The organism is Pseudoalteromonas sp. LC2018020214, from assembly GCF_016598755.1.
Classification (GTDB): domain Bacteria; phylum Pseudomonadota; class Gammaproteobacteria; order Enterobacterales; family Alteromonadaceae; genus Pseudoalteromonas; species Pseudoalteromonas distincta.
This window is the reverse complement of the sequence record NZ_CP066804.1, coordinates 3294558-3307036: the sequence shown is the minus strand read 5'-3', so window position 1 is coordinate 3307036 and position 12479 is coordinate 3294558. Positions and strand designations below refer to the sequence as shown.

At 39.8% G+C, this 12479-nt stretch carries 9 protein-coding genes; 8 read left to right on the top strand and 1 reads right to left on the bottom strand.

Translation table 11 applies throughout. From position 1 onward, the window contains the following. Window position 1: 1 nt before the first annotated feature. Window positions 2-3121: an efflux RND transporter permease subunit gene (locus JG479_RS14715; RefSeq protein WP_200219569.1), complete on the top strand. Its 3120-nt coding sequence runs from the start codon at window positions 2-4 to the stop codon at window positions 3119-3121. Between the two features lie 200 nt (window positions 3122-3321). Next, window positions 3322-3777: a hypothetical protein gene (locus tag JG479_RS14710; RefSeq protein ID WP_002957844.1), complete on the top strand. Its 456-nt coding sequence runs from the start codon at window positions 3322-3324 to the stop codon at window positions 3775-3777. Between the two features lie 136 nt (window positions 3778-3913). Here JG479_RS14710 and JG479_RS14705 read toward each other — a convergent pair whose 3' ends face one another. Further along, window positions 3914-4420 carry a glycine cleavage system protein R gene (locus tag JG479_RS14705; protein ID WP_002957843.1) on the bottom strand — a complete coding sequence of 169 codons (507 nt, stop codon included), beginning with the start codon at window positions 4418-4420 and terminating at the stop codon, window positions 3914-3916. Window positions 4421-4801: 381 nt separating this feature from the next. Here JG479_RS14705 and JG479_RS14700 point away from each other — a divergent pair, with 381 nt between their 5' ends. The 6 genes from JG479_RS14700 (at window position 4802) to JG479_RS14675 (ending at window position 12440) form a co-directional block, all read left to right on the top strand. Beyond that, window positions 4802-7036 carry an ABC transporter permease subunit gene (locus JG479_RS14700; RefSeq protein WP_033020494.1) on the top strand — a complete coding sequence of 745 codons (2235 nt, stop codon included), beginning with the start codon at window positions 4802-4804 and terminating at the stop codon, window positions 7034-7036. 15 nt (window positions 7037-7051) lie between these two features. After that, on the top strand, window positions 7052-8701 hold the full coding sequence (pstA, locus tag JG479_RS14695) for a phosphate ABC transporter permease PstA (RefSeq protein ID WP_002957841.1): 1650 nt from the start codon (window positions 7052-7054) through the stop codon (window positions 8699-8701). A gap of 27 nt (window positions 8702-8728) precedes the next feature. Further along, on the top strand, window positions 8729-9556 hold the full coding sequence (pstB, locus tag JG479_RS14690) for a phosphate ABC transporter ATP-binding protein PstB (RefSeq protein ID WP_002957840.1): 828 nt from the start codon (window positions 8729-8731) through the stop codon (window positions 9554-9556). 46 nt (window positions 9557-9602) lie between these two features. Next, window positions 9603-10304, top strand: coding sequence for a phosphate signaling complex protein PhoU (phoU, locus tag JG479_RS14685; RefSeq protein WP_007586465.1), 702 nt, complete (start codon window positions 9603-9605; stop codon window positions 10302-10304). 150 nt (window positions 10305-10454) lie between these two features. Continuing rightward, window positions 10455-11132: a TIGR00153 family protein gene (locus tag JG479_RS14680; protein WP_002957838.1), complete on the top strand. Its 678-nt coding sequence runs from the start codon at window positions 10455-10457 to the stop codon at window positions 11130-11132. A gap of 39 nt (window positions 11133-11171) precedes the next feature. Continuing rightward, on the top strand, window positions 11172-12440 hold the full coding sequence (locus tag JG479_RS14675; protein WP_024597536.1) for an inorganic phosphate transporter: 1269 nt from the start codon (window positions 11172-11174) through the stop codon (window positions 12438-12440). The last annotated feature ends 39 nt before the right edge of the window (window positions 12441-12479 follow it).

Sequence of the window (12479 nt, the reverse complement as noted above, 5' to 3'; positions counted from 1 at the left end):
TATGATAACTGCCATTATTCGCTGGTCTGTTGGCAATCGCTTTTTTGTGTTGTTGCTTACATTAATTTTACTAGGTGGAGGGTTGTTTGCGATAAAAAATACGCCCGTGGACGCCTTGCCTGACTTATCTGATGTTCAGGTCATTATAAAAACTACTTATCCGGGGCAAGCGCCGCAAGTAGTGCAAGACCAAGTTACATTTCCGCTCACCACTGCAATGCTTTCTGTGCCGGGTGCACAAACTGTAAGGGGTTTTTCGTTTTTTGGTGACTCGTACGTTTACGTTATTTTTGACGAAAAAACTGATTTGTATTGGGCGCGTAGCCGAGTACAAGAATACCTAAGCCAAGTAGCGAGTAGATTACCCGATAGCGCTACGCCAGAGCTTGGTCCTGATGCAACAGGCGTAGGTTGGATTTACTTATACGCACTAATTGATAAAACAAATAAACACGATATTAGTCAGCTACGAAGCTTACAAGATTGGTTTTTAAAGTTTGAGCTACAAACTGTGCCCGGTGTATCTGAAGTGGCTGCTGTTGGTGGCATGGTTAAGCAATATCAAGTTAATGTTGAGCCTGATAAATTACGTGCATATGGTATCCCGCTTAGCCTTATTCAAACGGCTATTCAACAAGGCAACCAAGAGATGGGCGCCTCGGTAGTTGAAATGGCTGAAGCAGAATACATGGTAACAAGCACCGGCTACATTAAAAGTGTTGCCGATTTGGAAGCTATTCCGCTTGGCGTAAACGCTAATGGTACTGCGCTGCAATTGCGTGATGTAGCTGATATTAGAGTCGGGCCGCAAATGCGCCGTGGTATTGCAGAGCTTAATGGCGAAGGCGAAGTGACCGGCGGCATCGTTATTATGCGCTATGGCGAAAATGCACAAAAAACTATTGAGCTGGTAAAAGCAAAATTAGAATCGCTTAAAAAGGGATTACCAGAGGGCGTTGAAATAGTCCCTGTGTACGATCGCTCCAACTTAATTAATAACGCGGTAGATAATCTAACAAGTAAGCTAATTGAAGAGCTGATTGTAGTTGCTTTAGTGTGTGTGGTGTTTTTGTTTCATGTGCGCTCATCGCTGGTGGCGATTATTACATTACCGCTTGGGATTTTAACGGCATTTATAATTATGTATTGGCAGGGGATTAACGCCAATATTATGTCTTTAGGGGGAATTGCAATAGCGATAGGCGCAATGACTGATGGCGCTATCGTCATGATTGAAAATATGCACAAACATATGGAAAAAACGCCGCTTACCAACGAAAACCGCTGGGAAGTTGTGGCTAAATCGGCGAGTGAAGTGGGTCCTGCATTATTTTTTAGTTTATTAATTATTACCGTCAGCTTTATGCCGGTATTTATTTTAGAAGCGCAAGAAGGACGTATGTTTGCGCCACTGGCTTACACTAAAACCTATGCTATGGCAGCGTCTGCTGGGCTTGCGATTACCTTAGTGCCGGTATTAATGGGTTACTTTATTAGAGGTAAAGTTATTTCGGAGCAAAAAAATCCAGTTAACCGATTACTCGTCGCAGCGTATCGCCCACTACTTAACTGGGTGCTTAAATTTCCAAAAATGACATTGGTACTCGCGGTGGTTGTTTCTGTTATTGGCTTTTACCCGGTAAACAAAATAGGCAGTGAATTTATTCCGCCACTTGATGAGGGCGATTTAATGTATATGCCCACAACGTATCCTGGTTTATCGGTAGGTAAAGCGCGCGAAATACTACAGCAAACCGACAAGCTAATAGCCACAGTACCTGAGGTTAAAACAGTATTTGGTAAAGTTGGGCGAGCAGAAACAGCAACAGATCCTGCGCCGCTTACAATGATAGAGACGTTTATTCAGTTAAAACCAAAAAACGAATGGCGCGAGGGGATGACTCTTGAAAAACTTAAAAAAGAACTCGACGGTTTGGTTAAGTTTCCGGGGTTGACGAATGCGTGGGTAATGCCAATTAAAACACGTATTGATATGCTCGCAACCGGTATTAAAACTCCCGTGGGCATTAAAGTTGCGGGACCAAAGTTGAGTGAAATTCAAAAAATTGGTCAACAAATAGAAGTGCTTTTAAAAGATGTGCAAGGCACCGCATCGGTTTACTCAGAGCGAGTAGCGGGTGGGCGTTATATAAAAGTAGATATAAATCGTGAAAAAGCGGCGCGTTATAGTTTAAACATTAGCGACGTACAGCAAGTTGTATCTACTGCAATAGGTGGTACAAACGTAACTCAAACCGTAGAAGGACAAGAGCGCTACCCTGTTAATTTACGTTATCCGCAAGCATACAGAGACTCGCCAGAAGAGCTAATGTTGTTACCCATTGTAACGCCTACAGGGCAGCGTATAGCACTTGGTGATGTAGCCGATGTATTTATTGAAGATGGACCGCCTGGTATAAAAAGCGAAAATGCACGTTTAAACGGTTGGAGTTTTATTGATATAGATGGCGTTGATATCGGTACTTACGTTGAGAGCGCTCAGCAAGTGCTCGATAAAGACCTAATACTACCAGCTGGCTACTCAATTACGTGGGCTGGGCAGTATGAATACATGCAGCGCGCTAAAGACAAACTGACTTATGTATTACCACTTACATTAGCGATTATTATTGTATTGCTTTATCTTAATTTTAGAAGCTTTGCTGAGGTCACTATTATTATGGCCACGTTGCCACTGGCAATGATTGGTGGCGTATGGCTAATGTATTTAGAGGGCTTTAACTTTTCAGTTGCAGTGGGTGTAGGTTTTATTGCCTTAGCTGGGGTAGCGGTAGAAATTGGGGTCATTATGTTGGTGTATTTAAACCAAGCCTATCAAGAAAAATGCATCGAAGCAGAGCAGACTGGTAAGCCACTTAGTTTAGTGCAATTACAGCAAGCTATTATTGAAGGTGCAGGGCTTCGAGTACGCCCGGTTATGATGACTGTCGCGACAATTATTATCGGTTTATTACCTGTACTTTATGGCACGGGCACCGGAAGCGAAGTAATGAGTCGAATAGCTGCACCTATGGTTGGCGGTATGGGCAGTGCAATTGTACTCACCTTACTTGTTATTCCTGCTGTTTACCTACTGTGGCGCAAACAAGGACTTAAATAATATAAAGCAACAAGACGACAGAGCAGTGCGGTTACTACCCACGCATTGCTCTATAAAAATTACCTATAATTTGTAAGTTATTCTATTAAATTGCTAATTAATATTCGTTTTAAAAATAACCTTCTGTTTTTAAATGTTTTTTTAATTGGCACGCTTTACGCAGTGTAGTACCTATACAGTCAACTAAGTAAGGAATGCACATGCAAGTTAAAACAATTAAAGAGGTATACGATTGGACCGTTTTGTTTCATACGCAAATGGCGGCTAATTTTCATAGCGTAAAGGATTTACTCGATGAACATAATGCAATGCTGGTGGACTACTACCTAAATTACGAAAAAAAACTCGCTGAAGATTTAGTCGGGTTTAAAGCGATAACCGAAATAAATACGCTCGATACGTACTGTTATGAATACTTTGCTAAAAATCCTGAGCTAATTACTTTCGAAGACATTAGTAAAGACCAGCAATTTGATGAGAAAGTTATTCAAGCTTACTTATCAGAGCAGCATCAAAAGGTAATTGAATTATACGAATACTTACTTGAGCGCGCTGAAACTCAAAGTGGCCAAGAAAAGCTGCAACAAATACTAGAGCTGGAAAAGCAAGGTATAAAGCAAATGATGCAAAGTACGAATCGTCATATGGATATGTAGCTTTATAAGATAACTATTTAAAATAGCCGATGCTTGCATCGGCTTATTTTATGTCTGCGTTAAATAACCCGCAGAGGGCTTTGATAAACTGGCTAGAATAATATGGGTGTCAACGTGTGGCACGCACATAGGGAGGTCAAACTTCTTCTGTATCTACAATTAAATCACTTGTTATTGATTCCAATGCTTCAATAACTTCATCTTTATTCATACCATTGGGTAAAGTAACGGTAGCAACAGCACTAAAAATAGGCACCCCCCAATTAGGCGCACTTTGCTGCCTTGAATTTAAATGAGTAATGTTAGCGCCTTTGTGGCGTATTACACTCGCCAACTCTTGAACAATACCTGGGCGATCGTTACCTGTTATAACCAGATTGATTTGTTCTAATGTTGATGGTTCAATTTCTGTGTTTCCGGTTTCAATTCGAACGTCTAACTTAGGTAACTTATTTAAAGCGCTTTGTAATGATTGAAAGTGTTCCTCAGCAACTTCAAGTTGAATAATACCTGCAAAATGACCTAATAAATGGCTTAAGTTACTGCTTAGCCAGTTGCCATGATTTTGTAACACGACGGATGAGATACTCTCTACTAAACCAGGGCGATCTTGCCCTAGAATAGTTATAACCAACTGCTTCATAAATAATTCTCTTTTTAAGCCCAAAGAAAGTAAATGCATAGGCATTAAGTGTATTGTCTAATCTAAATTGTGTGTTGTTGCACTTTTTATAAATCGTTGATTTTAAAATAATAAAAATGAATATGGTTGTGTTGACTATACGTGGTATTAATAGTCATTCTTATTTAGTAAGTACTCTTTTAGTATTGACCTCGATAAATGCTTTGTCCAATTATTTTATAATTTAGTTCACTTAAAAATCATCTATATGAGACTTATTTAGCGATTTTCTTCGCTAGTTTTATTTAAAACCGTTTTAACGTGCTTATTATTACTGCTGTAACATTACTGTCATCTTGATGAAATATAATTTATACAACGTTAAGATTTAAGGGTGTTTTGATGACTTCAAATCCGAATAAACCGACTTTTAATACGGATCGAAGCCGTCTATTTAAAGATCGGTTTGCCAAATTTGGTATAACCGCAGGTGGGATAATGGTATTGGTAGCACTGCTATTAATATTCTTTTACCTTCTTTATGTAGTACAGCCAATTTTTGAATCAGCAAAAGTAGAAAAACGCGATAGCTTTCAGGTCGCTAATTCGCAGCAAATAGCAGGCCTTGGTGTAGAAGAGCAAACTGAAGTTGCTTATTTATTAAGTCAGCAAGGGCAGGTTGATTTTTACAGTGTGCAAGATGGCAGCTTTGGTAAAAAGCTTAAAACATTAAACGCCGAGCTACCAAGTGATGCAACAAGCTTTGCAACTAGCGCGCCTTTTCAAGGGCATTATGCGTTTGGTTTAAAAGATGGCACTGTAATGGTCGTAGCACCTAAATTTTTGGTCACCTTTCCTAATAACGAGCGTAAATTAACGCCTCGTTTAGACTTTCCTCTTGGGGAAATGGCTCTGGAAGTAGATGAACAAGGCGCAGCTATTAAACGCTTTGCATTTAGCCACTATGAAGACAGAACAGCCGTTGTCGCACTTACAGAAGACAAACGGGTGCTGTTTAGCAGTTTTGTTGCTGAAGAGAATATGTTTACTGGCGAAGTTGAGTGGGTTGTTGAGCGCACAGAGCTAGATGTTGAAGGGCGTGTAGATGAGCTATTAATGTCGCCAGATACAACCCGTACTTTTGTACGTTCTGCTAATCAAGTTTATGTATACGATACACGTGACCCAAGTGATGTAGAGCAAATTCAGCTACTTTCAGCTAACGAAGAAAATGCCAATATTGTATCTGCACAATTACTAGCAGGTGCAAACTCATTAATGCTTGCAAATGATAACGGCGAAGTTTCGCAGTGGTTTGAAGTTAACACTGACACTGGCCGCGAATATCAAAAAATACGTTCATTTGAAACGACTAAGCAAAGTAAATTAAATGTATTTACAGAGTTCTACCGTCGTACTTTTTTTACGACCAGCAGTAACGGTGAGCTTGGGGTGTACTACACAACAAGCGAAGCAAAATTATGGCAAGGTAAAGTAAGTGAAGGCGCAATACAAAACTTTGCAATTTCACCGCGTTCAAATGCTGCATTAATTTTAGCGGATAACAAACTAACAGTATTAGAAATACATAACGAGCATCCAGAAGTTACTTGGTCAGCGCTTTGGCAAGAAGTGTGGTACGAAGGTTACCCAGAGCCAGGTTATATATGGCAGTCAACATCAGCCAGTGATGACTTTGAATCTAAGTTTTCATTAGTGCCAATTTCGTTTGGCACATTAAAAGCAGCCCTTTATGCGATGTTATTTGCTGTGCCTATTGCGCTTTCGGCGGCAATTTACACGGCATACTTTATGTCGAGTAAATTACGTAAGGTAGTTAAGCCTACTGTTGAAATAATGGAAGCATTACCCACCGTTATTTTAGGTTTTTTAGCCGGTCTTTGGTTAGCTCCATTGATAGAAGAGCACTTACCTGCAATTGTTGGGTTACTCATATTATTACCTTTAGGTATGTTAGCGACAGGTTTAGCTTGGACTAAATTACCAACCAAAATTCGTCATCGAATTCCTGAAGGATCTCATTCAATTATCCTTATTCCGGTCGTTTTACTTATTGGCTGGTTTTCGTTTGCGATGAGTGAATTTGTTGAGCTTTGGATGTTTGACGGCAATGTACGTCAGTACTTAACAAATGAGCTGGGCATGACATTCGATCAACGTAACTCGCTTGTTGTAGGTATTGCGATGGGGTTTGCAGTTATTCCAACTATATTCTCAATTGCAGAAGACGCCGTATTTAGTGTTCCAAAGCATTTATCAAATGGCTCATTAGCATTAGGTGCAACACAGTGGCAAACACTAATACGTGTTGTATTACTAACAGCAAGCCCTGGTATTTTCTCTGCGGTAATGATGGGACTTGGCCGCGCCGTTGGCGAAACCATGATTGTACTTATGGCAACGGGTAATACACCAATTATGGATTGGAGCATCTTCCAAGGTATGCGTACGCTTGCAGCAAATATTGCAGTTGAAATGCCTGAGTCAGAAGTAGGTAGTTCGCATTACAGAATATTGTTCTTAGCGGCCTTTGTACTATTCATATTCACATTCATTTTTAACACAGTCGCTGAATTTGTTCGCCAGCAACTGCGTGAAAAATATAGCTCAATGTAAGCGGAGAGACATGACATGGTAAAGCAGTGGTTTAAGTCTGGTTCTCCTTGGATTTGGATGACCGGTGGTGCAGTGAGCATCAGTTTAATTTCAGTTCTAGGCTTATTAGCAATGATAGCTTGGAAAGGATTAAGTTTTTTCTGGCCTTCAGAAGTTGTGCAGTTTGAACTTGAAGGGTCAATTTCAAAACAAACCGTTATTGGCGAAGTTTATGACCGTGAATTAGTACCAAAAACGCGTTTAGCCGCGACAGGTATTGACGTTAGCGGATTTGAAAAAGAAGAAATAGAGCGCTTACTTATTAAAACAGGTAATCGTGAGTATGTAGATTTAGACTTTCGTTGGATATTAGAAACCGACATTAAAAATAAAACAACGCCTGCAACGCTTGCTGTATTTGAGCGTAGTAAAAACGGTAATTTTTATGGTTATGTTGAAAGTGTAATTAAAGATGGTAAACCAGTCGAAGGCGATAAAATTGAAGCTCTACATGAACTTGTAGAGCGTGCCGTGGATTTAAACGACGAAGCACTTGATTTACAAAATGGTGACATTGGGCATATTAACTATGAGCTTGAGCGTCTTCGTTTAAAAGAAAAGGGCTACTTACTAGATAACGCACTCACTGATGAACGTGTTGCTGAGCTTGCTCAAGAGCGTGCTGAATTACGTGCGCAGTATGGTGTACTTGAAAAAGATTTATTTGCACTACGTAAACAAGCTAAACGTGACCACGTAACTGTAAAAGATATGCGCGGTGAAGTAGTTACGATTCCAATGTATCAAGTACTTGATGTTTGGTTTCCAAATGATATGGGCTTTTTTGCAAAGCTAGGGCACTACTTTGTACAGCTAGGTAAGTTTGTATCTGATGACCCACGTGAAGCAAATACAGAGGGCGGTGTTTTCCCTGCTATATTTGGTACTGTGTTTATGGTTATGCTGATGGCTGTAATAGTGACGCCGTTTGGTGTTGTTGCTGCAATTTACTTACACGAGTATGCCGCTAAAAATGCAGTCACTAAGATGATTCGTATTGCGGTGATTAACTTGGCCGGTGTGCCTTCAATTGTGTACGGTGTATTTGGCCTCGGCTTTTTTGTATACATGTTAGGTGGTAGCTTAGACCAATTATTTTACCCTGAAGCGGCACCAACGCCAGTATTTGGTACGCCAGGTGTAATGTGGTCGGCGTTAACGCTTGCTATATTAACTTTGCCAGTTGTTATTGTATCGACTGAAGAGGGCTTATCTCGTATTCCAAGTACCGTACGTGACGGTTCGCTAGCGCTTGGCGCAACAAAGGTTGAAACGTTATGGCGCATAATTATTCCAATGGCAAGCCCTGCAATTATGACTGGTTTAATACTGGCAGTAGCGCGTGCTGCAGGTGAAGTTGCACCATTAATGTTAGTAGGCGTTGTAAAAATGGCCCCTACATTACCACTTGATGGTAACTTCCCGTATTTTCACTTAGATAGAAAGTTCATGCACTTAGGCTTTCATATATACGATGTTGGCTTCCAAAGCCCTAATGTTGAAGCGGCACGTCCGCTGGTATACGCCACTGCCTTTTTATTGGTGTCGGTGATTATTACCCTAAACATAACGGCCATTGGTATACGTAACCATTTACGTGAAAAATTCAGATCGCTTGAACACTAATTAGTAAAGATTTTATAGGTAACAAAAATGATTACAGTCGCTCCACAAGTAAACCAAGCTAATATTGGTCAAAAGTTAGACCTAGAAAATTTAACGGATGATCAAAAAGCGCTAGAGATTAAAGACCTCGATCTTTACTACGGTGATAAGCAGGCGCTTAATAAAGTTAATATGAACATTCCTAAAGGCCAAGTAACTGCGTTTATCGGGCCGTCTGGGTGTGGTAAATCAACATTACTGCGTTGTATTAATCGCATGAATGATTTGGTTGATATTTGCCGTATTGAAGGTGAAATATTACTCCATGGTCAAAATATTTACGATAAGAGCGTAGATGTAGCAGCACTTCGTCGTAATGTAGGCATGGTGTTTCAGCGCCCTAATCCATTTCCTAAATCAATTTATGAAAATGTAGTTTATGGCCTGCGCTTACAAGGCATTAAAGAGAAACGTAAATTAGATGAAGTAGTAGAGCAATCACTTCGTGGTGCTGCTTTGTGGGATGAAGTAAAAGATAGATTGCACGATAGCGCGTTTGGCTTATCGGGTGGTCAGCAACAACGTTTAGTTATAGCTCGCTCAATTGCAATTGAGCCTGAGGTACTTTTACTTGATGAACCAACATCAGCACTCGACCCTATTTCTACTTTGGTAATCGAAGAGCTAATAAACGATTTAAAAAACAAATTTACCGTTGTTATTGTTACGCACAACATGCAACAAGCAGCGCGTGTATCTGATCAAACAGCCTTTATGTATATGGGCGAATTGATTGAATACTCAGACACAAATACCTTATTTACTACACCAACGAAGAAAAAGACTGAAGATTACATTACCGGTCGTTACGGTTAATTAGCCCGTTATAGCGTGTTGTACAAGATTAAGAGAGAAGGTAACTATGGAACATAATATTAATAAGCATATTTCTGGTCGCTTTAACCAAGAACTAGAAAATGTACGTAACCATGTATTGAGTATGGGTGGCTTAGTTGAGCAGCAATTAAATAGCGCGCTTGATGCGGTGAGTCGTAACGATGCTGAGCTTGCTCAAAAGGTACGTCAGAACGATTACAAAGTAAATGCAATGGAAGTCAGCATTGATGAAGAATGTACGCGTATCATTGCTCGTCGTCAGCCTGCAGCAAGTGACTTACGTTTAGTGATTGCAATTGCAAAAACTATTGCAGATTTAGAACGTATTGGCGATGAAGCTGAGCGAATTGCTAAAGTTGCACTAGACTCATTTACTAAAGATCAACAAGACTTGCTAGTAAATATTGAGAATATGGGCCGCCAAGTTCTAAAGATGTTACATGATGTACTAGACGCATTTGCACGTATGGATGTGCAGCGCGCATTTCAAGTACATAAAGAAGATGCAAAAGTTGACCGTGAATATGAAGCTATCACACGTCAAATAATGACTTATATGATGGAAGATCCACGCTCAATCCCTAAAATTATGGACTTAGTTTGGTCTGTTCGTTCATTAGAGCGCATAGGGGATCGCTGTCAAAATATTGCGGAATACATTATTTATTTTGTAAATGGCAAAGATATTCGTCATACATCTCAAGAAGATATAGAAAAATCGCTATAATTTTTTACCTATTTTTCTTTTTTATTAAAGCGGCTTAGTGCCGCTTTGTGCATTGCAAGCCTTAGTGAAGTAATAAAAAGCGTTCACAATCTTGGTTAATACTGTAAAATTCATGCTGCAAAGCATATCAATTTGATTAAAGGGTCAGTTATGCCTACAAACGCGTTTTTAGGAGTATTTGCAAAATCTCCTATCAAACCAATGGAAGAACACATCAAGAAGGTTCATCAAGCAAGTAAAGCTTTGATACCTTTTTTTAATCACGTATTTAAAGAAGAGTGGGTACAAGCTGAAGAGCTTCGCATCACTATTCGCAATTTAGAACGTGAAGCTGATGATATGAAAAGAGATATACGCTTACAATTGCCACGTGGTTTATTCATGCCGGTAGAGCGTACAGATCTTCTCGAATTAGTAACTCAACAAGATAAAATTGCCAATAAAGCAAAAGATATTGCAGGGCGAGTGATTGGTCGTGAAATGACCATTCCAAAAGTTATGCAAGCTGATTTCTTAGCTTACTTAACCCGTTGTGTAGATGCGACTAAACAAGCATCTAAAGCAATTAACGAATTAGAAGAATTGCTAGAAACGGGTTTTAAAGGTCGAGAAGTCACCTTAGTAGAAAAAATGTTAGTTGAATTGGATGCCATAGAACAAGACACGGACGAAATGCAGATAAAAGTACGCCGCCAGCTACGTGATGTAGAGGGTGAGTTAAATCCAATTGATGTTATGTTTTTGTACAAAATCATTGAATGGGTTGGCGAGCTTGCAGATATTGCAGAGCGCGTAGGATCACGTCTTGAGCTGATGTTAGCTCGTTAATTTAAAATCAGTTCAAACACGAAAGATTAAGGTTTTACAATGGATATCATTGCATCTTACGGCACGGTATTAATTTTAATTGCCGCAGCAGTCGGCTTTTTTATGGCTTATGGTATTGGCGCGAACGACGTAGCGAACGCCATGGGTACATCTGTAGGTTCAAAAGCGCTAACAATCAAACAAGCTATTTTTATAGCGATGATTTTTGAATTTGCAGGCGCCTATTTAGCAGGTGGTGAGGTTACATCAACAATTCGTAAAGGAATTATTGATGCAGCACCATTTGCAGATATTCCGGAATTAATGGTTCTGGGTATGATTTCGTCTTTATTTGCAGCCGGTGCTTGGTTATTAATGGCCTCGTTCTTAGGTTGGCCTGTATCTACAACTCACTCAATCATTGGTGCAATCATAGGTTTTGCGTTAGTTGCAGTAGGTACTGAGGCGATTCAATGGGATAAAGTAGGTGGTATTGTAGGTAGTTGGATTATAACACCTGCCATATCAGGCTTTATTGCATACTTAATATTCATGAGTGCACAAAAACTTATTTTTAATACAGATGCACCACTAAAAAATGCTAAACGTTATGTCCCTCTTTATATGGGCTTAGCCGGTTTTATCATGGCACTGGTTACAATTAAAAAGGGCTTGAAGCACGTTGGTATAGACCTAGGCTCAGCTGAAGGCTATGCACTGTCAGTAGGTGTTGCAATAGTTGTTGCTGTGATTGGTAAAATTGCCATATCTCGCTTAAATATTGATCCAAAAGCAGATAAACAAATGCAGTTCAACAATGTTGAAAAAGTATTTGCTGTTCTTATGGTACTTACAGCATGTTGTATGGCATTTGCACATGGTTCTAATGATGTTGCTAATGCAATTGGTCCACTAGCAGCAGTTGTAAACATTGTTGAAAACAATGGTGAAATTGCTAAAAAAGCAGCTATTGCTTGGTGGATTCTACCTCTAGGTGGTTTTGGTATTGTTGCTGGTCTTGCTATTTTAGGCAAAAAAGTAATCAAAACAATTGGTGAAGGTATTACACATTTAACACCTAGCCGTGGTTTTGCTGCTGAACTAGCTGCTGCTTCTACCGTTGTTATTGCCTCAGGTACTGGTATGCCAATCTCTACTACTCAAACCTTAGTGGGTGCGGTATTAGGTGTAGGTATGGCACGTGGAATTGGCGCGCTTAACATGGGTGTTATCAGAAACATTGTAGTTTCTTGGGTAATTACATTGCCAGTTGGCGCTGCCCTTGCTATTGTTATTTTCTACGTACTAAGAACCGCATTTGGGGTTTAATAAAAAAGTACTCAAAGACTTTTAGCTTGAAAAGATCTC

Bases quoted from the DNA above. Each gene is read 5' to 3' on its own strand.
- pstA (WP_002957841.1), top strand. From the start codon at position 7,052: ATGGTAAAGCAGTGGTTTAAGTCTGGTTCTCCTTGGATTTGGATGACC.
- phoU (WP_007586465.1), top strand. From the start codon at position 9,603: ATGGAACATAATATTAATAAGCATATTTCTGGTCGCTTTAACCAAGAA.
- JG479_RS14680 (WP_002957838.1), top strand. From the start codon at position 10,455: ATGCCTACAAACGCGTTTTTAGGAGTATTTGCAAAATCTCCTATCAAA.
- JG479_RS14675 (WP_024597536.1), top strand. From the start codon at position 11,172: ATGGATATCATTGCATCTTACGGCACGGTATTAATTTTAATTGCCGCA.
- JG479_RS14705 (WP_002957843.1), bottom strand. From the start codon at position 4,420: ATGAAGCAGTTGGTTATAACTATTCTAGGGCAAGATCGCCCTGGTTTA.
- JG479_RS14710 (WP_002957844.1), top strand. From the start codon at position 3,322: ATGCAAGTTAAAACAATTAAAGAGGTATACGATTGGACCGTTTTGTTT.
- JG479_RS14715 (WP_200219569.1), top strand. From the start codon at position 2: ATGATAACTGCCATTATTCGCTGGTCTGTTGGCAATCGCTTTTTTGTG.
- JG479_RS14700 (WP_033020494.1), top strand. From the start codon at position 4,802: ATGACTTCAAATCCGAATAAACCGACTTTTAATACGGATCGAAGCCGT.
- pstB (WP_002957840.1), top strand. From the start codon at position 8,729: ATGATTACAGTCGCTCCACAAGTAAACCAAGCTAATATTGGTCAAAAG.